18 protein-coding genes are annotated in these 25536 nt (G+C 52.5%); 6 read left to right on the top strand and 12 right to left on the bottom strand.

Annotation, left to right across the window (positions count from 1 at the left end; genetic code table 11):
- Positions 1–4 precede the first annotated feature (4 nt).
- From nifV to nifH, 11 genes are all read right to left on the bottom strand, one after another.
- Positions 5–1141: a homocitrate synthase gene (gene nifV, locus DT73_RS10955; RefSeq protein ID WP_036108291.1), complete on the bottom strand. Its 1137-nt coding sequence runs from the start codon at positions 1139–1141 to the stop codon at positions 5–7.
- 12 nt (positions 1142–1153) lie between these two features.
- Positions 1154–2362: a cysteine desulfurase NifS gene (nifS, locus tag DT73_RS10950; RefSeq protein WP_036108288.1), complete on the bottom strand. Its 1209-nt coding sequence runs from the start codon at positions 2360–2362 to the stop codon at positions 1154–1156.
- Between the two features lie 29 nt (positions 2363–2391).
- Entirely contained in the window at positions 2392–3228 is an 837-nt protein-coding gene (nifU, locus tag DT73_RS10945) for a Fe-S cluster assembly protein NifU (protein ID WP_036108286.1), read from the bottom strand.
- 200 nt (positions 3229–3428) lie between these two features.
- Complete coding sequence (locus tag DT73_RS10940) at positions 3429–3893, bottom strand: NifB/NifX family molybdenum-iron cluster-binding protein (protein ID WP_036108283.1); 465 nt, start codon at positions 3891–3893, stop codon at positions 3429–3431.
- Positions 3880–5265 carry a nitrogenase iron-molybdenum cofactor biosynthesis protein NifN gene (gene nifN / locus DT73_RS10935; RefSeq protein ID WP_036108280.1) on the bottom strand — a complete coding sequence of 462 codons (1386 nt, stop codon included), beginning with the start codon at positions 5263–5265 and terminating at the stop codon, positions 3880–3882. Before nifN ends, DT73_RS10940 begins: the two co-directional genes overlap by 14 nt.
- Before the next feature lie 9 nt (positions 5266–5274).
- Positions 5275–6651: a nitrogenase iron-molybdenum cofactor biosynthesis protein NifE gene (gene nifE, locus DT73_RS10930; protein WP_036108278.1), complete on the bottom strand. Its 1377-nt coding sequence runs from the start codon at positions 6649–6651 to the stop codon at positions 5275–5277.
- Positions 6652–6920: 269 nt separating this feature from the next.
- Positions 6921–7580: a NifB/NifX family molybdenum-iron cluster-binding protein gene (locus DT73_RS10925; RefSeq protein WP_036108274.1), complete on the bottom strand. Its 660-nt coding sequence runs from the start codon at positions 7578–7580 to the stop codon at positions 6921–6923.
- Positions 7581–7593: 13 nt separating this feature from the next.
- Positions 7594–7809, bottom strand: coding sequence for a NifT/FixU family protein (locus DT73_RS10920; protein WP_036108271.1), 216 nt, complete (start codon positions 7807–7809; stop codon positions 7594–7596).
- Positions 7810–7872: 63 nt separating this feature from the next.
- On the bottom strand, positions 7873–9438 hold the full coding sequence (gene nifK, locus DT73_RS10915) for a nitrogenase molybdenum-iron protein subunit beta (RefSeq protein WP_036108269.1): 1566 nt from the start codon (positions 9436–9438) through the stop codon (positions 7873–7875).
- A 55-nt stretch (positions 9439–9493) separates the two neighbouring features.
- Complete coding sequence (gene nifD / locus DT73_RS10910) at positions 9494–10942, bottom strand: nitrogenase molybdenum-iron protein alpha chain (protein ID WP_036108266.1); 1449 nt, start codon at positions 10940–10942, stop codon at positions 9494–9496.
- Positions 10943–11004: 62 nt separating this feature from the next.
- Complete coding sequence (gene nifH, locus DT73_RS10905; RefSeq protein ID WP_036108787.1) at positions 11005–11886, bottom strand: nitrogenase iron protein; 882 nt, start codon at positions 11884–11886, stop codon at positions 11005–11007.
- A gap of 587 nt (positions 11887–12473) precedes the next feature.
- On the opposite strand from nifH, the gene nifJ reads away from it, so the two are divergent.
- The gene (gene nifJ / locus DT73_RS10900; protein ID WP_036108263.1) at positions 12474–15986 is read left to right on the top strand and encodes a pyruvate:ferredoxin (flavodoxin) oxidoreductase; all 3513 of its coding nucleotides are present in this window, start codon (positions 12474–12476) and stop codon (positions 15984–15986) included.
- 157 nt (positions 15987–16143) lie between these two features.
- A complete protein-coding gene (locus DT73_RS10895) occupies positions 16144–17214 on the top strand; it encodes an acyltransferase family protein (RefSeq protein ID WP_036108260.1) in 1071 nt (356 codons plus the stop codon).
- Between the two features lie 42 nt (positions 17215–17256).
- On the opposite strand, the gene DT73_RS10890 is transcribed toward DT73_RS10895, so the two are convergent.
- Positions 17257–18267, bottom strand: a complete 1011-nt coding sequence (locus tag DT73_RS10890) for a GlxA family transcriptional regulator (protein WP_036108259.1) — start codon at positions 18265–18267, stop codon at positions 17257–17259.
- 259 nt (positions 18268–18526) lie between these two features.
- Between DT73_RS10890 and DT73_RS10885 the strand changes: the two genes are divergently transcribed.
- From DT73_RS10885 to DT73_RS10870, 4 genes are all read left to right on the top strand, one after another.
- Positions 18527–19363 (top strand): alpha/beta fold hydrolase, encoded by an 837-nt coding sequence (locus DT73_RS10885; RefSeq protein WP_200874784.1) that lies wholly within the window; start codon positions 18527–18529, stop codon positions 19361–19363.
- A gap of 224 nt (positions 19364–19587) precedes the next feature.
- A complete protein-coding gene (mfd, locus tag DT73_RS10880) occupies positions 19588–23034 on the top strand; it encodes a transcription-repair coupling factor (RefSeq protein WP_036108253.1) in 3447 nt (1148 codons plus the stop codon).
- 223 nt (positions 23035–23257) lie between these two features.
- Positions 23258–24184: a L,D-transpeptidase family protein gene (locus DT73_RS10875; RefSeq protein WP_036108251.1), complete on the top strand. Its 927-nt coding sequence runs from the start codon at positions 23258–23260 to the stop codon at positions 24182–24184.
- Between the two features lie 508 nt (positions 24185–24692).
- Positions 24693–25325 carry a TetR/AcrR family transcriptional regulator gene (locus DT73_RS10870; RefSeq protein WP_036108250.1) on the top strand — a complete coding sequence of 211 codons (633 nt, stop codon included), beginning with the start codon at positions 24693–24695 and terminating at the stop codon, positions 25323–25325.
- Positions 25326–25536 lie beyond the last annotated feature (211 nt).

Genomic DNA, 25536 nt, shown 5'->3' with positions numbered 1-25536 from the left:
CCCCTTAACCAGAGCAGGCCAGGTCACCCGGGCAGGTTTGTTGGTACATCTGTAACAACTCCAAATCACCCGGGTTGCGTTTCAGGCGCTCAGCAAACCCCTGTACTGCACGCAGTAATGAGTCACATTGTTGTTCGCTCAATATGTATCCCATGCGGGCGAAGACACCGCTTACCGCCTGATGCCCGGAATGTTTGCCCAGCACCAGGTTATATTCCCGCCCCAGGATCGCCGGGTCTATTCCCTGGTAGCTTTGTTTATGGCGCAGTAACGCCGCCACATGCAGGCCCGATTCATGGGTAAAGACCTGGCCCCCCACCAGCGGTTGCTGGGCATCAATTGACCTGCCCGCGGCACTCGCCACCAGTTGGCACAAGTCGTACAGGTGTGTCAGGTCAACACCACTGCTGGCGCCAAGGCAGGTCATCAGTGACACCACCACACTTTCTAAGGCGGCGTTTCCTGCCCGCTCACCTAACCCAAGCACGGTGGTATTGACATGGGTTGCTCCGGCGCGCACCGCAGCGAGCGTATTGGCAGTTGCCAGGCCCAGGTCATTATGGGCATGCATTTCCAGTTGGCCAGGCCAGTGAGACCGCAAGGTGGAAATGCGGTTCCAGGTACTGAAGGGATCCATAATTCCCAGCGTGTCGGCAAACCTCAGGCGCTGTGCCCCGGCCTCACCAGCCAGTTCGGCAATACGTTGCAGTTCATCATCAGTGGCCCTTGATGCGTCTTCACACCCGACACACACCTGCATGCCCTGCTCACGAGCCAGCATAATCAGCTTTTTCAGGCGCGCGGCAACATCGGACCAGGGCTGGTGCAGCTTGTATGACATCAAAAAACCGGAAGACGGAATGGAGATGTCCACCCAGTTCATACCCAGTTCAGCACTCGCCAGAATTTCCGGGGCATTCATTCGACACCAGGTCATCATCACCGTGTCTGGTAAGTGCTCGCGCAGTTCGCGAATGCGCCGGCACTCTTCTTCGCCCATCGCTGGCGTGCCTACTTCCAGTTCTTTTACCCCGGCCATCACCAGTGCCCGGGCGATGGCTAACTTTTCATTAGCCAAAAACGCAACGCCCGGGCTCTGCTCGCCATCCCGCAATGTTGTATCGTTAATCACCACATCCATCGCAGACCTGCCTTAACCGTAAGTCGGCAAAAAGTCCTGAGTAATCGCCGCCTCTGGCTTACCTTCCTGCCAGTAAGGCGACAGTGTACGCAACCGGGAAACAATCGCCGGGAGTTGCTCAATGACGTAATCAATCTCTTTCTCGCGGGTGTAACGTGACAGAGAAAAGCGAATACTGCCGTGGGCCGCAGTGTAGGGAATCGACATTGCCCGCATCACATGGGAAGGCTCCAGTGACCCGGAGGTACAGGCGCTGCCACTTGATGCCGCAATCCCCACCTGGTTCATCAACAGTAAAATGGCTTCCCCCTCGATAAACTCAAACGCGATATTCAGTGTATTGGGGGTTCTTGGCTGGCCCTGGCCCATCACCAGTGCATGAGGAATTTGCGCCACCAGGCCTTGTTCCAGGCGCGAGCGCAGAGCCTCAATGCCACTTTGCATCATGGGCATATGAATATCTGCCAGCTCACTGGCCGCGCCCATTCCCACAATACCGGCGATATTTTCGGTGCCAGCCCGGCGACCACGCTCCTGGTGCCCACCACGCAGGAAGGGGCGGAAACGTGTATTGCGGCGGATATACAGCGCACCAATGCCTTTTGGCCCGTGGAATTTGTGGCCGGAGCAGGAAAGCATATCAATGGTGGTATTCGCCAGCGATATTGGGCATTTCCCAACAAACTGCACTGCATCACAGTGAAAGAGGATGCCCTGCTCATGGGCCATCTCCGCCATTTCTGGCACAGGGAAAACCACGCCAGTTTCATTGTTGGCCCACATCACAGTGACCAGCGCGACATTGGGGTTTAGCAGAGCGCGGTACTGCTCCAGATCCAACGCCCCTTGCTCATTGACGGCCAGGCGATGAATGGTATACCCCATGCGTTCAAGGTTTTCGCAAACCGCGAGCGTCGCAGGGTGTTCCACCGCCGTCGTAATTATCTCTTTTTTCTCAGGCGCCAGGGTCACCGCCGAATGGATAGCGGTAGATGTCGCTTCCGTGGCACAAGAAGTAAACACAATTTCACTTTCATAGCTTGCGCCTAATAACGCAGCCAGCTGTGCCCTTGCCCGGGCCAGTGCCACGCGTCCCGGCCCGCCGAAGTCATGAATAGAGGACGGGTTACCATAATGCTCAGTGAGATAAGGCATCATTGCTTCGAGCACCATCGGGTCAAGACGCGTAGTTGCATTATTATCAAGATAAACAGGTTTCATTCCGACTTCCTCTCTCAGTCAATAAACACTCAGGCAGCAATCACTTCCATGTAACAACCCATCCGTTCAACCAACTTCTGCTGAAGCCAGCTCAGTGTCATATCGGTCATCATGCAGCCACTACAACTGCCGCTCAGGCAGACACGCACCTGGCTCCCTTCCACACTGACCAGTGACATATCGCCACCGTCCGCCTGGATATAAGGCCGTAATTCTGCAACGGTATCGGCTACTGTCTGCCAGGCCGGGTCATTCTCTGCTGCAACAGGTACCGCTATCTGGGTTGCAACCGCCGGGGCTTCTTTAAGAATTTGTTCGAGTGCCAGTTCAATTTTTTCATGGCACGCTGTGCATCCCCCACCCGCCTTGGTGTAATTGATAACTTCCTGCAAAGTGGTCAGCCCGTTGGCAAGCACCGCCCGGCGAATCTGGCCTTCATCAACCGCGAAACATTTGCAGATAAGCGCACCTTCTTCGTGGTCATCTTCAAGGGTTTCACCGTTATACTGGGCAATAGCGGCTCGCAATGCCTCCTGGCCCATAACCGAGCAGTGCATTTTTTCCGGTGGCAGGCCATCGAGATAGTCGGCAATTTGTTGGTTGGTTAGTTGCCCGGCTTCCTCCAGCGTATGGCCGATAATCAGTTCCGTCAGTGCGGAAGATGACGCGATGGCACTCCCACAGCCAAAGGTCTGAAACCCGGCATCAAGAATCACCCGGGTTTCAGGGTCAACCCGCAGCATCAGCCGTAATGCATCACCACAACTCAGTGAGCCTACATCGCCCACTGCGTTGGCATCCGCCACCACTTTGGCATTGCGCGGGTTAAAAAAATGGTCTTTCACTTTTTCTGAGTAATTCCACATAGCCTGGCTCCCAATAGGGGGAGTAACCCCCGTTGTTGTCGTGTCGCCTGCTGTGTTTTGTCAGCCTGCGCTTTAGGTATCAGCAAATGCGATGCCACCTAAAAACTCTTTTTAAAACAATGCGAAATATAAAAACTGTCAGGTTTGCAAATTCGCAATGTGGGCATTTATGTCGGGTTTGTCACAGAAATGACATCAACTTACTGGCTGGCGTCTTCTTCCCAGTGTGTTTCCTGAAGCAGCCTGTCAAAACGGTCTGGCTCACGCTGGCGGCGCTGGGTGCGTTGTTCGTTTTCCGCCCAGCACGCCTGGATCTGTTCCAGCAACTGTGCAATCGGGGTTCCCTGGCTGACACGCACCGCTCTCACGCCCACCTGTAGTAACTGGCGAAACACCACATCACCAATTGCCACACAGTAGAGCGATACACAGTCTTCGAGAGCCTCAATACGGCTGTTGAGCTTTTGCTCCTGGTGGCCGCATACCACTGTAAAATCGACCACTTTCAGCAGTGTCACCTGGTCTTCGCGCACGCCGTACACCACCAGCCGGGGCGTGGCACCAAAATGTTGGTCAACATGGTGATAATCTGAACTGGCGAATGCCACACGCATTGACCAGTCGCTGGTGCACACAGTGCGAAAATTACGGTTAACAGGATGCATGGACCTGCTCCTTATCGGCTGCGCCGGCAAATTGTTGTTTCAGAGGAGAGCGCCATACTGGCGTGTGGTGATGGCGTTCCTGCATCAGATTCGCCAGTTCAAACAGCGTGTCACGGATACCGGCATAGCCCTGGCGCATACGCCGGAAAGTGCCTATCTGGTCATAGATGGGGAAGCCGGCACGAATCAGCGGGATCTTCATGTGATTTGCCAGGTCTGCCCCGTGGGAGTTACACACCAGTAAATCAACCGGTGATGCCTCCAGCATGTGTGCCATATCTTCCAGGTCACCAATTTTGACCTGGTCTACCGGCAGCGTTGCCAGGCCCTGCTGGTTAGTGGCTGCAATCACCGGGCCGGGTACCATGCCCTGGCTGACAGCAAAATCACACCATGCAGACAGCACGTCACTTTCACCTGCCAGCGCAATATGCCGGCCCTGAAGCCATAAGTGGCAGTCAATCATGGCATCCTGCAACTGCCCGCGCTGGCGGGTTATCCATTCAGGTACATCATGCCCGGCAATCTGGTGTAAGTAGCTGATAAACTTATCGACTTGTGCCAGTGTCATTAAGTGAGGCAGAGCCAGCACGTCACCGCGGCTGCGTTGTTGTATCAGGCTGGCAGCGCGGCTTAATGAGCCCCCAATGACGATAGTGCCCATGCTCTGCCCCATTTGTTCAATCGCCCGCAGTGGCGTTCCCCCCTGGCTGACCGGGGTGAAATCGCCGGTCGCCAGGTGGCCGTCCATCGACATTGACAAATCTGGCAGGATCACAGGTTGCAGGCCAAACGCCTCCACATAGGTGCGAATAAGCTCGATATCACCGGGGGTGGTGCTGTGGCTCAGTAAAATATTTACCCGTTTATTACGTTGGCGGGGTTGCGGCTCAGCAGGCACCCACTGAGTGATAACCTGCTCCACCAGCGCACTAAACCCATTTTCCAGCGAGCCATAAAAATCCGGCGTATTGACTGTCAACAATGCGACAGACTTAAAGCGCGTTTCCGTTGCCCGAAATTGCCCAATTGCCCGAGATAAATCAGCCCCCTGCGCTTCGGACAACCCGGTACTTATCAGCACAATCATGCCGGGGGAGTGTTTGCCGCATAATGTCGTCAGTGCCGTTACGATATTGTCGTCAGAGCCCATCACGGTAGTCGTGGGATCCATGGCGGTTGACTGAATGGGAACCGGCTCGCGAAAGTGCTGTATAAAAAAGACTTTGGCAAATGAGCTGCACCCCTGTGCGCCGTGAACCAGCGGCATCGAATGCTCCAGCCCCAGGCTTGCCAGAATAGCGCCGAGAGGTTGCCCACTTTTAATTGGGCTGGTTGCCAGCGGTTTTTGATTACGAATTACGGTTGCCATAACACAGCCTTAGCCCAGCCAGGGCGCACGTTGATGGGATTGTGCCCAGACAGGGCTTTCCAGCGTCAGGCACAACGATTGTGCCATTGCCACCAGGCCGGTATAACCGGCATAGGCATGTTCACGCTCCTGGTTGATATCCAGAAACGGCAGGCGGGCTTTCCATGCGGTATACATGTTGCGCCCACCCGCAATCATCATGTCGGCGTTGTAGCGGTACACCACATCCAGCAAAGTGCGGGCATTCCCTTCTTCGAGCATGATGGCGTCTTCCCCCATCAACTCGCGGATCCGTTGCTTATCTTCTTCGGTTGATTTCCGGGTGCCGGTTGCCACTACCTGCATTCCCAAATCCTGGAGTGCCGAAACAATTGACCAGGACTTCACACCGCCGGTGTAAAGCAGCACTTTGCGGCCAGCCAGGCGTGCACGATAAGGTTGTAATGCCTGTTCAACCCAGGCTTCTTCGCGGGCAATAACTGCTTCGGTGCGCGTTAGCAAATCGTCATCGTTGAGCAGTGCCGCCAGTTTGAGTAAGGAATCCCGCATTGCGCGGATCCCATAAAAACTGCCTTCAAACCAGGGTGTCTGGTAACGCTCCTGCAACTGGCGGGCTACGTTAATCAATGCCCGGGAACAAACCAGCATGTTCGCCTGCGCACGGTGCATGGTCTGAATTTCCTGGAAACGGCCATCGCCGGAAAGGCTGGCAAGCACACGAATGCCCAGTTCATCCAGCAAGGGTTGTACCTGCCAAAACTCACCGGCAATATTAAACTCGCCAATCAGGCCAATATCATGGCGATGTTCCGGTGCAACCGGGCTGCCCTCAGGCCAGGGAGCAGGTTCACGCTGGCCTATCACTTTTTTCACCAGCACTTCGCCGGCAATACGGTTACCCAGGTTTTTGTTGCCGTAAAAACCGGCCGCATCGACGCACACCACAGGTGTTCCGGTATCCTGCTCTGCAGCCCGGCATACCGCTTCTATGTCATCGCCTTCCATTGCCGGTACACAGGTGTTGTAAATAAATACTGCCGCGGGGTGGTAATGCTGCACAATGTGCCGAACGGCGTGGAACAAGCGGCGTTCTCCGCGACCCATGATGACATCCTGCTCGCTCAGGTCGGTGGTGAACCCCAGGCGGTTAATCTCCGGCCCGGAACTCTGGCTACCACGGTTATCCCATGAACTGCCTGCACAGCCGATTGGCCCGTGAACAAGATGCGCAACATCCGCAAGAGGTAAGAGTGTGATTTGGGCGCCATCAAAAGCGCAACCGCCAACAGTCGCACCGGGCTTGGGTGCGCTGCATCCCATTTTCTGCTTGTGATTATGTTCACAGGCAGGTTCATCAAGTAATGCCAGTATTTCATTACCTTTCATTGCAGTCTCACCTTGTTGTTGGCCCAGTAACAAGTAAGGTGCAAGAGTTATTCCATAATCAATCTATTGATTTTTAAGGTTTTAATTTTGTAGGTTTTATAACAAAAGGAATGGACATCACAAAAAAATGGCGACAGTGTCTGTCGCCGAAGTGTGTGAATCACGTACTACTTGTGGTGCACCTGGCGGTGACACCCTGCGGTTGTTAGCCGCTTATCCATTGCTGCTCGCAATGTTTTTTTGCCGAACTTAATGAATTGTTGCCGATATCAAAAAACACGTTGCTCCAGCGGGTTATCCCGGCCGAGGCGGCGTGCCAGCCAGGGTGGAAGGCTGGTGGTCAGCATTTGCAGCACACTCTGGCATTGATCCTCTATCGTTGTTCCGGCTGTCACTTTCATGGGGTGAATATTATAGCGAATCAGCCTTGCCGCAGCCGGCCCGCCTATTGCTTCACAAAACAACAACTGGCAGTCGTCCACCAGCCGTGCCCGGGTCTCGTTATCTTCCTGGTCAGCAACTACCGCGAAACGGCGCAACCCGGTTAACCAGTAACCGTCTTCATCGAAGCCATAGATAAAGAACAACCGGCACTGGCCAAAGTGACCATCAATGTTGAGACCATCCTGAGAGGCAAATGCCGCCTGAATTTGCGCTGGCCGGTGAGTGGGCGGCACAACACTTAAATGCTCAGGCAATTCACCGTGCAGGCAGGCCGAAACCTGTTGCCAGCGGGCAAATGTCATGCAGTCGGCATCACCAGGGTAGGAGGCTTCCAGTTGCGAAATGGACAGACCTTCCAGCCAGCTTAACGAGGGCGATGGCGCTTTATCGCCGCCCAGCCAGCTAATCACCTGCTTAGGGGGAAGCTCTGGCAGCACCTGAATCAGTGCAAACAGACGCCAGAACAGTTCATCATCACTGGACATTGTCTTGCTCCTGTTATAACGCAGCACGTGTGGCCCGAAGTGAAACAGGGAAAACGGGTCTGGGTACCTGCGGGTGGACGTGATATGCCCGGCCGCCTTCCAGCTCAATCCGGCCGCCCCAGTTGTCATGCTGATCAAACTCGACCGCAGTCACTTTGGCTTCCAGATCAAGTTTTGCTATGTAGCAATACAGCGCCTGATCGCGCTGACGAAAAATCACCATTGGCACAGGGCATCCTCCTCATTATTAGACCCGACAAAGTATCGGGTCTTTGATCAGCGACATAAACCGTTAACGAATCAGGTCAAAGTTGTAGTCAGTTTTGCCGAGTTTCATGGTATCCCTGTCGAGTTTTTCGAGGACGGCGTTGACCAGGGTTGTCAGGATGGTCATGGCGCCTTCGTAGCCCCAGGTTGCCTGGCGGTGTAAATGATGGCGGTCAAACAACGGGAAGCCCAGGCGAATCAGTGGCACTTCAAACTGCTCACCTTTTGCCAGTGTGTCGCGCTGAATAAACTTGCCGTAGGAGTTACCAATCATAAAGTCAGGCTTGTTGGTGAACATCAATGAGCGGAAATGCCACAAGTCGCAGTTGATATACACTTCAGCTTCCTGCCCGTACGGGGAATCTGCCAGCATTTTTTTCATGGCTTTCATCCAGCGCTTGTTGCCGTTGTGGCACAACACGGTGGTAGGTTCACAGCCAAGTTCCAGTAAAAACTGCGTCATCCCCATCAGGAAATCCGGGTCGCCATACAGTGCGAAGCGTTTGCCATGCAACCAGGTGTGGGAGTCAATCATCATATCGACTAACCGGCCACGTTCCTGAGTCAGGCTGTCGGCAATGGGCTTCCCGGTCAGTGAACTGATGGTCATCAGCAGTTTGTCTGTCGCATCAAGGCCAATAGGAACCGCGACATCCGTTGCAGGCTGGTTCCACAACTCCTGAACCACTTTTTTGGTTTTAGTCAGGTGCCAGGGTTGCAACAGCAGGGTGTCGATAGCATCGCCTGCTTCACGCATTTCCTGTTGACTGGTGCCGCCCGCGTACATGCGGTAGTGGCCATCTGCCGGGGTATCCAGCACTTCAGACGGGTCTGACAAAATGCTGCAGGCGACACCCATTTGCGCCATCATGCGTTTAATAACCCGGTAGTTACCCAGATAGGTTTCAAAACCGGTTACCACATTCAGTTTTTGGCGAGTGCCTGGCGCTGCAGGTTTATTCGGGTCCGCCAGCGTTTTTGCAACACCCTCAAACATGTTGTCCCAGCCCGTCACATGGCTACCGATAAAGCTCGGCGTATGGGCAAATGGAATGGGCATATCTTCAGGAACATGGCCGTCTTTTTTCGCGTTACCGATAAACGCGTGGAGGTCATCACCGATAACTTCCGCCATACAGGTCGTTGATACGGCTATCATCTCTGGTTTGTACAATGCAGCCGCATTTTCCAATCCGCTGTTCATGTTGTTATTGCCACCAAACACCGCTGCATCTTCGGTCATCGAATCCGATACACAGGCAATGGGTTCTTTAAAATGGCGGCTAAAGTAGGTCCGGAAATATGCCACGCAGCCCTGCGAACCATGCACATAAGGCAAGGTATTGCTAAAACCCAGGGAACACAGCACTGCACCTAATGGCTGGCAGGCTTTGGCCGGGTCAACGGTCAGGGCTTCGCGTTTGAAATTAAGATCCTGGTATTCCTGAGTGGTAGTCCACTCAAAGACTTCCTGGACACGTTTTGGGTCATGGCCTTCTTCGAGGGCCCGTTTGCTCCGGAACAAATCTTGGTATTCATCCTGCTCAAACAAGGGGTAGCAGGGCTGAATGTTATCAGCAGATTGACTCATTTTTTTCGCTCCTCCCGCGCCACAAATCTGTGAACTGACGGGTCATCAGGATAATTCAGGCGGTTTTTAACCAGGGTGCCGTCAGGGCGCTCCAGCTCGGATTATTCAGGGTCATGTCCATGTCACGGGCGAAAATGGCAAAGCCGTCATAGCCGTGATACGGGCCGGAGTAATCCCACGAGTGCATTTGGCGGAAAGGCACACCCATTTTCTGGAAAATGTATTTTTCTTTGATACCAGCAGCAACCAGGTCAGGCTTGAGCGCTTTCACGAACTCTTCCAGCTCGTAACTACTCGCATCATCAAACAGCAATGTGCCAGTTTTCAGCTCCGGTAATGTGCGGTCGTAGTCATCGTTGTGGGCAAATTCGAACCCGGCACCAATGATTTCCATACCCAGATCTTCATAAGCCCCAATCACATGGCGGGAACGCAAACCACCGATATAGAGCAACACCTTAAGCCCTTCCAGCCGTGGCCGGTATTTGGCAATAATGGTGTCTGCCATCACCTGATGACGGGCAATCACCTCTTCCGCTTTTTGCTGGATAGTTTCGTCAAACTGAGCAGCAATCTTGCGCAATGATTCAGCGATTTTGGTCGGGCCAAAGAAGTTATATTCCATCCACGGAATGTTGTTCTGCTCTTCCATATGGCGTGCGATGTAGTTCATGGAGCGGTAGCAGTGCACGAGGTTAAGTTTCACCCGTGGCGTGTTTTCCATTTCAATCAATGTGCCATCACCTGACCACTGAGCGACAACCCGCAGGCCAATTTCTTCAAGCAAAATACGTGACGACCAGGCATCCCCACCAATGTTGTAATCGCCAATAATCGCGATATCGTAAGGCGTGGATTCAAACGGCTGGTCTTTGCGATTATCCAGGATCCAGTCACGGATGACGTCGTTCGCAATATGGTGCCCCAAAGACTGAGATACCCCACGGAACCCTTCGCACCGCACCGGGATGACCGGTTTGCCAATTTTTTTGCGGCTGGCATTGGCTACGGCTTCAATATTGTCGCCAATTAACCCCACCGGGCATTCAGACTGAATACTGATACCTTTGGTCAGCGGGAACAGCATTTCGATTTCGTCGATGACTTTATCGAGTTTTTTATCCCCACCGAACACAATGTCGCGCTCTTGAAAATCGGTGGTGAAGTTCACTGTCCCAAAGCTGTCGATACCGCTCATACCGGTGTAGTAGTTACGGCGCCCGGCACGGGAATACTGCCCGCAACCAACTGGCCCATGAGAAATGTGCGCCATATCTTTGATTGGCCCAAAGACTACACCCTTGGAACCTGCGTAAGAGCAGCCGCGCACCGTCATTACGCCTGGCTGGGATTTACGGTTAGAAATAATACACTTGCCAACCGACTCCATTTCCTGGTCGGTGGACATAATGTGTTTTCGGCGTTCTTTACGCGTTTTTTCGGGGAAGACTTCCAGGACTTCCTCGACAATCGCCTGATGTTGCTCTGTCAGTGTACTTGACATGTTCTACTCCTCATCTCCGCGGCTGCAGACCCTACACAGCCTGCGCCGCAGGTGAAATGGACTCAGGCTGCGTTTTCTTCAGCTGCCGTTTTCCCAATAATGCTGGTGTCTTCTTCTTCCAGCACGCCGAATTCCATCAACAACTCTTCCAGTTCATCCATCGTTACCGGAGTCGGAACCACTTTCATGGTGTTATTGATGATTTTGCTTGCCAGTGCGCGGTATTCATTGGCCTGGCTGCAGGTTGGGTCGTATTCAATAACGGTCATACGGCGGATTTCCGCACGCTGAACAATATTGTCGCGTGGTACGAAGTGAATCATCTGGGTGCCCAGCTTTTCGGCCAGAGCCATGATCAGCTCGTCTTCACGGTCTGTCTGGCGGGAGTTACAAATCAGCCCGCCCAGGCGCACTTTCCCGGATTTTGCGTATTTCACAATGCCGCGGGAAATATTGTTGGCGGCATACATCGCCATCATTTCGCCAGAGCAAACAATGTAGATTTCCTGTGCTTTGTTTTCGCGAATTGGCATGGCGAACCCGCCGCATACTACGTCGCCCAGTACGTCGTAGAACACAAAGTCCAGGTCGTCTTCATAAGCGCCTTCCTCTTCAAGGAAGTTAATGGCTGTAATAACACCACGGCCAGCACAACCCACACCCGGTTCCGGACCACCTGATTCAGCACAACGGACGTTGCCGTAACCAATTTGCAGGACATCTTCCAGTTCCAGGTCTTCTACAGAGCCCACTTCAGCCGCCATTTCCATAATGGTGTTCTGTGCTTTTGCATGCAGAATAAGGCGAGTTGAGTCTGCTTTTGGGTCGCAGCCCACAATCATCACCTTTTTGCCCAGTTCAGCCAGGGCAGCAACCAGGTTCTGAGTTGTGGTGGATTTACCAATCCCACCTTTGCCATAAATTGCACATTGACGCATTGCCATAATCATTTCTCCTGTGAGTGATGTGTTACCACTCCTATAAGTGCAGAGAATGTACCAGCGTGAACAAAAACATCTATCTTTATGATTTTTAAATATTTTTAATGTACGCTTTTGTCATATCCGCGCAGCAGACAAGACAAACTCCGAACCAATTGTCGGGTATGTTGTGGTAAATAAGACAAAGTGGACAGCGCGCACAATCCCACTGGCACAATGTGATCCCGGTTGGAAAAATACGTGGTAATAGAGAAGAGAAAGTAAACGAGTGAGCCAGCAAGGTTTGCCCGGCTCCACAGTGACCTGAGCGGATTAAACCAGGAACAATACGCTACAACCCGAAAGACAAACCCCACAGATTGTTCACAGCGCGACAGGTTGTCGCCTGTTGTGTCTTGTTTCGCCCAAACTTGCCATAACAATTTTGTTACCCGGCAAAACAAAATATTCTTATCTAACTGATAAATATTAAATTTAAAACCATACATCAGGATGGCACAGACCATGCTTTCTGGGTTGATAGCGGAATTTACCCGCCTTTGACATCAGACCTCAGCGGTCTGGTAACTGTCTCGCAAGAGGATGATGATATGGCGCAGAAAATGAAGACGATGGATGGTAACGCCGCCGCCGCCTGGATTTCTTATGCATTTAGCGATGTCGCAGCAATTTACCCCATCACGCCGTCCACCCCGATGGCGGAAAACGTAGATGAATGGGCAGCTAAAGGGCAAAAAAACCTGTTTGGCCAGCCTGTTCGCCTGGTGGAAATGCAATCTGAAAGTGGTGCAGCCGGCGCCGTACATGGCGCATTGCAGGCGGGTGCCTTAACCAGCACCTACACCGCTTCCCAGGGGTTGTTATTAATGATCCCTAATTTGTACAAAATTGCCGGTGAACTGTTGCCCGGTGTATTTCATGTCAGCGCCCGCGCCCTGGCTACCCACGCACTGAACATCTTCGGCGACCACCAGGATGTAATGGCTGTGCGCCAGACCGGGTGCGCAATGCTGGCTGAAAGCAGCGTCCAGGAAGTTATGGACTTGTCTGCTGTCGCACATCTTGCCGCAATTAAAGGCCGGGTTCCCTTTATTAACTTCTTTGATGGTTTTCGGACTTCCCACGAAATCCAAAAAATTGAGGTGCTGGAGCACAGCCAGTTGGAGCCGTTACTGGACCGTGACGCGGTGAACCAGTTCCGCCGCAATGCGCTGCACCCTGACCACCCGGTGGTACGCGGAACCGCACAAAATCCGGATATCTATTTTCAGGGCCGGGAAGCGGCTAACCCCTTCTATTTTGCTTTGCCGCAGTTGGTTGAGGACTACATGCGGCAAATCAGCGCCATTACCGGCCGTGACTACCGTTTATTTAATTATTACGGTGCGCCAGACGCGGAAGATGTCGTGATTGCAATGGGGTCGGTGTGTGAAACGCTCAAAGAAACGGTGGATTACCTTAATCAACAAGGCCACAAAACCGGTTTCCTGAATGTACACCTTTACCGGCCATTCTCAGTCAGCCATTTTCTGGCAGAGTTACCGGCAAGTGTTAAACGGATTGCCGTGCTCGACCGCACCAAAGAGCCGGGCGCGCCCTGCGAACCACTGTGCCTGGATGTACGTAATGCATTCTACGCCCAGGAAAAACGCCCACTGATAATCGGTGGGCGTTACGGCCTGGGAGGCAAAGATATTATTCCTGCCCACCTGGTCTCTGTGTTTTTAAATCTGCAGCGCCGTATCCCGCAGGATAACTTCTCGGTGGGTATCGATGACGATGTAACCGGCATGTCTCTGCCTGTACCTCCTGCCATGCCTCGCCTGGCATCCGACGATATCACTGCCTGTAAATTCTGGGGGATGGGGTCCGACGGCACCGTTGGCGCCAATAAAAGCGCCATTAAAATTATCGGTGACCATACACCGCTGTATGCCCAGGCATATTTTTCCTACGATTCGAAAAAATCGGGTGGGATCACAGTCTCTCACCTGCGTTTCGGCAAACACCCTATCACTTCGCCTTACCTGATTCAGGAGGCGGATTTTGTTTCCTGTTCTCAGCAGTCTTATGTCAGCCAGTACGATTTACTGGAAGGGATTAAACCCGGCGGAACACTGCTGCTTAACTGCACCTGGCAACCGGATGAACTGGATGCACACCTGCCTGCTTCACTGAAACGCGCTCTGGTTGAACGGGATATTCACCTTTACACCATCAACGCGGTGGATATTGCCCACGAGCTCGGCCTTGGTGGGCGGTTTAATATGATAATGCAGGCGGCATTCTTCAAACTCAGCGGGATTATGCCGCAAGAAGAAGCTGCCGGTTACCTGAAAGCCGCTGTAGAAAAAAGCTACGGGAAAAAAGGCCCGCAAATAGTCGCTATGAATAATGCGGCGATTGATAAAGGCATGGGCGCAATTACCGCCATTGCCCTCCCGGCAAGCTGGGCAGATGCCCACGACCATACACCAGTTGATACGGTGCTGGTGCCTGAGTTTATTCGCAATATTGTTCACCCCATGAATCGCCAGCAAGGTGACAGCCTGCCGGTTAGTGCCTTCCAGGGGCGTGAAGATGGCAGTTTCCCTTCCGGCACCAGCGCCTGGGAAAAACGCGGCATTGCGCTGTCGGTGCCAGTCTGGCAGGCGGAAGGCTGCACCCAGTGTAACCAGTGTGCTTTTATCTGCCCCCATGCTGCCATTCGCCCGGTATTGATGACAGACGATGAGCGTGCAACATTGCCCGAAACGCTGCTTGCCCGCCCGGCGACCGGCGCCAAAGAGTGGCACTATCATCTGGCTGTATCACCGCTGGATTGTTCCGGTTGCGGTAACTGTGTGGATGTTTGCCCGTCACGCGGGAAAGCGCTGGCGATGGCACCACTCAGTGTACCTAACGCTCAAACCGAAGTCTGGGCCCGCTTAATGGAACTGCCTCTTAAACCGCACCCATTTCGTAAAAGCACGGTTAAGGGCAGCCAGTTTGAAACGCCGTTACTGGAATTTTCAGGCGCCTGTGCAGGGTGTGGCGAAACACCTTATGCCCGCCTGATAACCCAATTGTTTGGCGACCGTATGATGATTGCCAATGCGACCGGCTGCTCATCTATTTGGGGTGCCAGCGCGCCGTCCACCCCCTACACCACAAACCATGCGGGGCATGGCCCGGCCTGGTCTAACTCGCTGTTTGAAGACAACGCCGAGTTTGGCCTGGGTATGGCATTAGGCGGGCAGGCGATTCGTTCACAACTGGTCAGTGATGTGGAAGCCGCTATTTCGTTACCAGTCAGTGAGCCGTTGCGCAATGCAATGGCTACCTGGCTTGAAAACCAGAAACAAGGTGAAGGCAGCCGCCAGTGGAGTAATGAATTACTGGCTCATCTGGCTAGTGAACAGGAAAGCCACCCAACGCTGGCGCGTATTTACCAGAATAAAGATTACCTGACTCGCCGTTCTCAGTGGATCCTCGGGGGAGATGGCTGGGCTTATGATATAGGCTTTGGTGGCCTCGACCATGTGCTGGCAAGCGGTGAAGATATCAATATTTTGGTATTTGATACCGAGGTTTACTCCAATACCGGCGGTCAGTCTTCCAAATCGACTCCTGTGGCAGCCATTGCCAAATTCGCCAGCGACGGGAAACGTACCCGTAAAAAAGACCTGGGGATGATGGCAATGAGTTACGGCAATGTTTATGTCGCACAAGTCGCCATGGGTGCAGATAAAGCCCAAACGCTTAAGGCGATTATGGAAGCTGAAGCCTGGCCCGGACCTTCACTGGTTATCGCTTATGCCGCCTGTATCAACCACGGCCTTAAAGCCGGGATGGGGTGCAGTATGCGTGAAGCGAAAAAAGCGGTCGATGCGGGATACTGGCACCTGTGGCGCTATGATCCTGCCCGGGAAGCGATGGGGAAAAACCCGTTCACCCTGGATTCCGAAGAGCCGGAAGAAGATTTCCAGGAATTTCTTATGGGCGAAGTTCGCTATGCCGCACTGGCCCGCCAGTATCCGGAAATGGCAAACGAACTGTTTGAAAAAACGCACCAGGACGCCAAACAGCGTTTTGCCCAGTACCAACAACTTTCCGACCGATAACCGCCCTCTGAGCCGAATAAGGATGTTCGGCATTTCCTCCCGGCTTGTGAGGATTTTCTTAAAGTCTTTTGGACTGCCGGAAATACAGACTTATGCTATGGGTGTATTTCCGGAACTTTTCTTATGCTGTGGTTTTCGTTGTATCTCAGGATTAATTATGAAAGCCAAAGCCCTCTGGATAAACCAGATAAAAGGTTTGTGTATCTGTCTGGTCGTTATTTACCACTCTGTGATTACTTTTTATCCGTATCTGCTCGAAATGGAAGATACTCACAGCGTATTTTTAGCCAAATGCTGGGTTTACCTGAACCTGTATATGGCACCTTTTCGGATGCCGGTATTTTTCTTTATTTCTGGCTTTTTAATCACACGCTATATCAATGACGTCCCCTGGGGAAACAGTATGCGCAAACGTGTATGGCCCATACTTTATGTCCTCGCTTTATGGGGCGTCATTCAGTGGTTATCCCTGGTCAGTATTAATCAGTGGCTGGCACCGGAAAAAATATTAAGCACCAGTAATGCGGCGTATTCCGAAACAATGGCCGATTTTGTGGCCCGGATGGGCACTGCCAGTACCAGCCTGTGGTATTTGTATGCAATGATTGTTTACTTCCCACTATGCAAATTACTCTCCCGCTATAAAGCCGTATTATTGCCAGTAATTATGCTGATAAGCATTGCTATCAATTTCTTCCCAACACCATTTTGGGGGATGAATAGTGTGATTCGTAACCTGGTGTATTACGCCACTGGTGCATGGTTTGGTGCCCAACTGGTGCCCTGGATTAAAACACACGCATTAAGGGATAATCTGCTGTGGTTTACTGCTGCAATTATTTTTTCTTTTGCTATGTACAACCTGAAAATTAACCTGTTCCTTTCGTTGCTGTCGATTGTGCTTATCATGCGTGTATTCTGGTTACTTGAAGGCAAGCTGCAACCAACAGAACACAGTATAATGAACCAACTGGGTACCAACACCATCTCGATTTACACTACACACCGCATCATTATTGAAGCATTGAGTTTATGGTCGTTGTCGTTAATCAAAGGCGATGTCCTTTCCACACCGGTGACTTTGGGTATTCTGCTGGTTTATCCGTTTATCAGCCTGGCAATTTGTACCGCCGTGGGGATGGCAGCACGCAAAGTGTCCCAGCGCCTGTTCAGCGATATTCTCTTTACTCCGCCACTCCCCGTCGCGACACAAAGCCCGGCGCGTTAACCCAGAGCCAGAGCGGATACCTTCATCTATCCGCTCTGGCACTCACTGTGCGTTACTGGTTAAATTCGCAGCAAGCACACTGAAGCGCTGGCGGTATATTCCAGGTGTCAGCCCGGTAAGCTTGTGGAATATTTTGCGAAAAGCCGCCGGGTCTTTATACCCCACTTGCCAGGCAATCTGTTCCACTGGCTGCACTGTCAGTTCAAGAGCCTCGCGAGCCTTCATAATGCGTATTTGTTGCAAATACTCCACCGGGCGCAGGCCCGTTGCTTTAGTAAAACGGCGCAAGAATGTGCGCTCAGACATCCCTTCTTTTTCAGCCAGTTCAGAAATCACCTGCGCTTCACCGGCGCTGGCATGCAGGTAATGTTGAACACGCAGGATAACGTCGTCGCCATGGTTAAACTGGGGAATGAACACAGCAAAAGGCCGCTGATACAGGCGGGGTGGGTCAAGCAGCAAGAAGCGCGCCGTTGAAAGCATCACCTCCGCACCAAGAAAACGCTGCACAAGTGACAACCCCAGGTCAGCCCAGGCAAGGATGCCACCAGCGGTGATGATATCGCCATCATCAATAACCATATTGTCTTCCGCGACATTAACCTGCGGGTAGCGGGCCGCCAGTTGCCGGGCAAACGCCCAGTGGGTTGTCACGCGCCGGCCATCCATCAGCCCGGTCTCTGCCAGAATAAATGCGCCTGCACACACAGAACACAGTGTACTCCCCTGAGTATGCATGGTTTTCATCCAGGTAGCCGCGGCTGGCGGAATATGCATGTTTTCGGGCATGACTATGCTGGGCGGCACAATAATATGCGCCAGCACATGGGGCTCGCCTGGGTGGCTGTCCCAGATACAGGTTACGCATTCACCTTCATCTTCTACTTTCCAGTGAGACACACGAATAACCGGCATGGCTCCATGGCCAGAGGCTTCCTGCGCCCATTCGCCAGAAATGCGAAACAGGTCCGTCAGCCCGTAAATCGCGGCTAACTGGCATTCCGGGTAAATTAACAGGCCAATTTCAGCCACAACGTTCGCTGTTTTTACCATTTGTCTGTTTTACCTCTCATGATGTCATTTTCGCCTCGGTTCAAACCCAGTGCTGCAGTCTATCTTATCCCCTGTCAAAACGTTACTGGTCCCTGAACAGGGACCTGAAGAGGCCGGAATGAATGAAGCCGCCGGTACACCCTTTGCAAATATGAGCAGGCGGGATGTTATCAAGCTGGGAGCAGCCGCAGCGGTACTGGCTGTACTACCCTTTACATCTGCAGCCCAACCGTTTCAGTCCACAACAGGAGTAAAGAACATGGCTACACTGACAACTCAAGATGGCGCAGAAATTTTCTATAAAGACTGGGGCCCGCGTGATGCCCAGCCAATTATGTTCCACCATGGCTGGCCGTTAAGTGCCGATGACTGGGATGCACAGATGCTGTTTTTCCTGTCTCAGGGATTTCGCGTTATCGCCCATGATCGCCGGGGACATGGCCGCTCTTCACAAATCAGTAGCGGCCATGATATGGACCACTATGCCGCTGATGCTGCTGCAGTCGTTGCTCATCTGGATTTACATAATGTCGTCCATGTGGGTCACTCCACCGGTGGTGGTGAAGTAGCACGCTATGTCGCGAAATATGGTCAGCCTGACGGGCGTGTAGCTAAAGCTGTACTGATGAGCGCAGTACCGCCTTTAATGGTCAAAACGGACAGCAACCCGGAAGGCACCCCGCTGAGCGTATTTGATGGTTTCCGTAAAGCTCTTGCTGAAAACCGTTCACAGTTTTACCTCGATGTCGCCTCCGGGCCGTTCTACGGCTTTAACCGGCCAGATACCAAAGTTGTGGACGGCATGGTTTATAACTGGTGGCGTCAGGGCATGATGGGGTCAGCACTGGCACAGTACCTGGGCATCAAAGCCTTTTCAGAAACTGACCAGACGGAAGACCTGAAAACGATTACCGTACCAACCCTGGTAATGCAGGGAGATGATGACCAGGTGGTGCCTTATAAAGATGCCGCCCTGCTGCAGGATAAACTGCTGAAAAACAGTACGCTGAAGGTCTACCCCGGGTTCCCTCATGGCATGCTGACAACCCATGCAGAAACAATCAATAACGATATTCTTGCTTTTATTAAAGGATAAGCGAGGTACTCGTTAATCACAAAAACGCCACCCAGCGTAAGCCTGTTCATGCGTTGGGTGGTGGCTCTTGCGAAAACATATTTATCTGCCTGTAATGAATCCCCCGCCCCGGGTTGCTTCTCGCCAACGAACAAGGATAATAACGACACGATTTCTGGAACACGCCCAGCGAGGATGCAGCCGTTGCTGTTCCCGGGCCAGCAATGAGATGCCTTATATCTGCTATGTCGGAAAACTACCGTTATACTCTGCCCATTCGTGCAGGCGATGTCCGCCAGCTTGGTGAATTAACTGGCGCGGCCTGCGCCACCGAAGTTGCTGAAATGGCCGCACGCCACAAGGGCCCGGTCATTCTGGTTGCGCAGGATATGCAAAATGCGCTACGCCTTCAGGATGAAATTCGCCAGTTTTATAGTGGCCCGGTATCCAGTCTTGCAGACTGGGAAACCCTGCCTTACGACAGTTTTTCGCCACATCAGGATATTATTTCTGCGCGTCTTGCCACGCTGTACCAGCTTCCGTCAATGGAACAGGGTGTATTAATTCTGCCCGTCAGCACACTGATGCAACGCGTTTGCCCGCACAGTTTTCTGCACGGCCATGCACTGCTGATGAAAAAGGGCCAGCGCCTGTCCCGGGACATTCTGCGCGGCCAACTGGAACAGGCCGGTTACCGCCATGTGGACCAGGTCATGGAACATGGTGAATACGCTACCCGCGGTGCATTGCTGGACCTCTACCCTATGGGCAGCGAACACCCTTACCGCATTGATTTTTTTGATGACGAGATAGACAGCCTGCGCATCTTTGATGTCGACAGCCAGCGAACCCAGGAAGAAGTGGAAAATATCCATTTACTGCCTGCTCATGAATTCCCCACCAGCCAGGCTGCGATTGAAGTTTTCCGTAGCCAGTGGCGCGATAAGTTCGAAGTAAAACGCGACCCGGAGCATATTTACCAACAAATCAGTAAAGGCACTCTGCCAACCGGGATTGAATACTGGCAACCACTGTTTTTCAGTGAGCCACTAAGCGACCTGTTTCGTTATTTCCCGGCAAACAGCCTGATTGTGACCACAGGAGATACCGAAAGCAGTGCGGAACGCTTCTGGCAGGATGTTACCGCACGTTTTGACAGCCGGGGTGTGGACCCCATGCGCCCGTTATTACCACCGGATTCACTGTGGCTGAAAACGGATGGTCTGTTCGCTGCACTGAAAGAGTGGCCCCGTGTCCAGCTGAAAACTGACCTGCTGGCGGAGAAGTCCGCCAATACAAACCTTGGCTACCAGGCTCTGCCGGACCTGGCTGTTCAGGCTCAGCAAAAAGCGCCTCTCGATAATCTGCGCAAATTTTTAGAACAATTCGCCGGGCCAGTTGTGTTCTCGGTTGAAAGTGAAGGCCGCCGCGAAACACTGGCGGAGTTACTTGGGCGTATCAAGCTCAGATTAACCACCATTAACACACTCAGTGACGCGACAGGTAATGGCCGCTACCTGATGATAGGTGCCAGTGAAAAAGGGTATATTGATACTCTGCGCCAGCGGGCATTTATCTGTGAAAGTGACCTGCTGGGCGAGCGTGTCGCCCGCCGTCGCCAGGACAACCGTCGCACACTAAACCCCGACATCCTGATTCGTAACCTTGCTGAATTGCACCCAGGCCAGCCAGTGGTCCATCTGGAGCACGGCGTGGGGCGCTATGCCGGCATGACAACCCTTGAAGCGGGCGGCATCACTGGTGAATACCTGATGCTCACCTATGCAAATGACGCCAAATTATATGTTCCGGTGTCATCATTACATTTGATTAGCCGCTACGCTGGTGGTGCAGAAGAAAATGCCCCACTCCACAAACTGGGCGGTGACGCCTGGGTTCGGGCACGGCAAAAAGCGGCAGAAAAAGTGCGCGATGTGGCGGCAGAGCTTCTGGATATTTATGCGCAACGTGCTGCCAAAGCTGGTTTTGCTTTTAAGCACGACCGCCAGCAGTACCAACTGTTTTGTGAAAGTTTTCCGTTTGAAACCACGCCGGACCAGTCTCAGGCAATAAACGCCGTGCTGAGTGATATGTGCCAGCCACTGGCTATGGACCGGCTGGTGTGCGGCGATGTGGGTTTTGGTAAAACAGAAGTCGCCATGCGTGCTGCTTTCCTGGCTGTCGAAAACCACAAACAGGTGGCTGTACTCGTGCCCACCACACTGCTGGCACAACAGCATTTCGACAACTTCCGCGACCGTTTTGCCAACTGGCCGGTACGTATTGAAATGCTCTCCCGTTTCCGCAGTGCCAAAGAGCAAACCCAGATCCTCGAGCAGGCCAGTGAGGGGAAAATCGATATTCTGATTGGCACGCACAAATTATTGCAAAGTGACGTGAAGTGGAAAGACCTGGGATTATTAATTGTCGATGAAGAGCACCGCTTCGGTGTCCGTCATAAAGAGCGTATTAAAGCCATGCGTGCCGATGTTGATATTCTGACACTGACCGCGACACCAATCCCCCGCACGCTCAATATGGCAATGAGTGGCATGCGTGACCTTTCCATCATTGCCACGCCCCCGGCCCGCCGCCTGGCGGTGAAAACCTTTGTGCGTGAATACGACAGCCTGGTGGTGCGTGAAGCCATCCTGCGTGAAATTTTGCGTGGCGGCCAGGTGTATTACTTATACAACGATGTCGAGAATATCCAGAAGGCTGCCGAGCGCCTGGCCACACTGGTACCAGAAGCACGTATCGCCATTGGGCACGGCCAGATGCGTGAACGGGAACTGGAACGGGTCATGAACGATTTTCACCACCAGCGTTTCAATGTGCTGGTGTGTACAACGATTATCGAAACCGGTATCGATATCCCGACGGCAAATACCATCATCATTGAGCGCGCCGACCATTTCGGCCTGGCTCAGTTACACCAGCTACGTGGCCGTGTTGGGCGCTCTCACCACCAGGCTTATGCCTGGCTGCTTACGCCCCATCCGAAAGCCATGACACCCGATGCACAAAAACGGCTTGAGGCAATTGCCTCCCTGGAAGATTTAGGTGCGGGTTTTGCGCTGGCAACCCACGACCTGGAGATCCGCGGGGCCGGGGAATTACTGGGTGAAGACCAAAGCGGTCAGATGGAAACAGTTGGCTTCTCTTTGTATATGGAACTGCTGGAAAATGCAGTCGATGCGTTGAAGGCAGGCCGGGAACCCTCCCTTGAGGATCTGACCAGCCAGCAGACTGAAGTTGAATTACGCATGCCAGCCTTGCTGCCTGAAGATTTTATTCCCGACGTCAATACCCGGCTTTCGCTCTATAAACGGATTGCCAGTGCGAAACAGCCTGGCGAACTGGATGACATCAAAGTGGAGCTGATTGACCGTTTTGGTTTATTACCAGACCCGGCACGCAACCTGCTGGAGATTGCCGCTCTGCGCCAACAGGCGCAAAAACTGGGGGTGCGTAAAATTGAGGCCAACGAGAAAGGTGGCATGCTGGAATTCGCGCCACAAAACAGTGTTGACCCGGGTTGGTTAATTGGGCTGCTGCAAAAGCAACCCCAAACCTGGCGGCTCGACGGGCCAACCCGCCTGAAATTTTTCGTCGATTTAGCTGAACGCAAAACCCGCATCGACTGGGTACGGCAGTTCATGCAACAACTGGCAGACAACGCACTGGCCTGATGTATCCCGGCCTCCCGTAACCAGTTCACCGTTACGGGAGGCCGGGCAAAGTTTTACAAAATATTGCAATACGCCAGGAAATCCTCACATCCGCCTGCACCATAATTTGTTTTTTTGCTTTAACTGGTGAAGGACATCCTGGGCTATGTCAGCAAATAAGCAGCAGTCATCCAAAACATCCCCCCTTTTCTCCTCCGAACGCAAGTGGTCCGTGAGTTGCGCCATGCTGCTGTTAGCCAGCCTGTGGAGTGGCTTCAGTGATGCCCAGACCTGGCCATTACCCGCGCCAGGCAGCCGCCTGGTTGGGGCAAACCAATTCCATGTAGTACAGGATGACGGTGGTTCGCTGGAAAATATTGCCAGCCAGTATGGCGTGGGTTTTCTGGCTTTGCGCCAGGCAAACCCAGGTGTGGATCCCTGGCTGCCTTTAGCCGGAACCGTACTGACCATTCCACATCAGGTGTTACTTCCTGAAACGCCTCGTGAAGGCATAGTGGTAAACCTGGCGGAATTACGCCTCTACTATTACCCCCCTGGCAGTAACCAGGTGGCTGTCTACCCTATTGGCATTGGTCAGTTAGGTGGCGACACATTCACACCAACAATGGTTACCCGGGTTTCAGAGAAACGCGCAAACCCTACCTGGACTCCGACCAAAAATATTCGTGCACGTTATCTTGCACAAGGTATTGAATTACCGGCAGTGGTGCCCGCCGGGCCGGATAACCCAATGGGCCACCATGCTATTCGCCTGGCGGCGTATGGTGGGGTATACCTGATTCACGGCACAAATGCTGATTTTGGCATTGGTATGCGGGTGAGTTCAGGGTGTATTCGCCTGCGTGATGGCGATATCGAAACGCTGTTCAGGCAGGTAACCCCGGGCACACCAGTGCGCATTATCAATGAGCCAGTAAAAACCAGCCAGGAGCCTGACGGGCAGTACTGGGTGGAAGTGCATCAGCCTCTTTCCCAGTCACTGGAGGACGACCCACAGACACTGCCATTAACTTTGTCTGGCCGGAGCCAGTCGCTACTGGATTCCCCCGCTGTTAATGCAGGCGTAACAGAGCAGTCAATGAACTTGCGGGCTGGCATGCCGGTCAACATCACACACCAGCAACGCGAACCAGGCGCACAAATGCTGTAATCACACTGGGTTAGCAGCTACAAAACCGCTCTGAATACCGGGAGTGACAACCGGTAGCGCTAACCCTGTAATTGCCAGGCCCATTGGCTGATGCCACGCGAAATGGCACGGCACCCGCTTCACTGATTTTTGGTGACAGCCCCTGTTCTGGTTTACTTGTTGTTACTTACCTGTGGCTTAGCGGTGGCGTAGTCACTGCCATTCTCTGCAGGCCTGAAGACGCAGACTGAACTTCAACAGCAGCATGATCAGTATGTTTTTCTTCAATTTTTATTCATTTTTCATTCCCTACAGACCAATTAAACAGATTAATTTCCAGCCATTAATTAATGTTTTTTGCTGTATGCTGGCTTGTTCAAATAAATTTATTAATTATCGATAATAAATTAATAACCAGTTTAGATTCAATGCTATAGGTATTTTCTATTTTTTGCTTTTCTTCTGGTTCGTGAGCGTGGTGATCTCTATAATGTGGCTTCACTTAACGACACACAGGTAAAACGGCACCATGACAACTGATGTTTCAGGTTGTGTAAAAAAAAGCCGTGGCCGTCCAAAAGTGTTCGACAGGGAAGACGCACTGGATAAAGCCATGGCACTATTCTGGCAGCATGGCTACGAGGCCACATCACTGTCGCATCTGGTTGAGGCGACAGGCGCGAAAGCTCCCACTCTCTATGCAGAGTTTACCAATAAAGAAGGGTTATTCCGGGCAGTGCTGGACCGGTATGTCGCACGTTTTGTTTCTCAGTATGAGGCGCAATTATTTGCCAGTAGCAAGCCACTGGCACAGGCATTAAAGGACTATATGGTGGCGGTAGCTCTGTGCTACACCAGCAAAGAGACTCCCCAGGGGTGCTTTATTATCACCACATCTTCAGCACTGGCAGCGTCCAGTGAAAAGGTGGCAGAGATGATCAGGCTGCGTCATGTAAAGCAGGCGCAAACCCTGGTAACTTTTTTGGCGCAACGCCAGGCGAGTGGCGAGCTTACGGCCAGTTGCCAGTGCTCCATTCTGGCTAATTATCTTTCCTGTATCGTTCAGGGGATGTCAGTCAGTGCCCGTGAAGGCGCATCATTTGAAACCCTCGAGGAAATAATCAATACCGCGCTCGGTTCGCTGCCAGGTATTGCACAATAACGTGATAATGTGACTGAGGCTGCTTGTTTTGTCTCAGTCCTGCCACCCTTTCACCCTTTCACCCTTTCACCCTTTCACCCTTTCATTGTAAAAGAGAATCACTCGCTTTTCCCTCAATAAATAGGCAAAAACGATTAAATATATCCATCCTGTTAACCTAGATTTAATTGGTACACTGCGGATTATTTACACACTAATAATTATCTTAAAT

Origin of the sequence: Mangrovibacter sp. MFB070, from assembly GCF_000705335.1 — a bacterium.
In the GTDB taxonomy this organism is placed as follows: domain Bacteria; phylum Pseudomonadota; class Gammaproteobacteria; order Enterobacterales; family Enterobacteriaceae; genus Mangrovibacter; species Mangrovibacter plantisponsor.
This window is presented reverse-complemented; position numbering and strand designations above follow the sequence as displayed.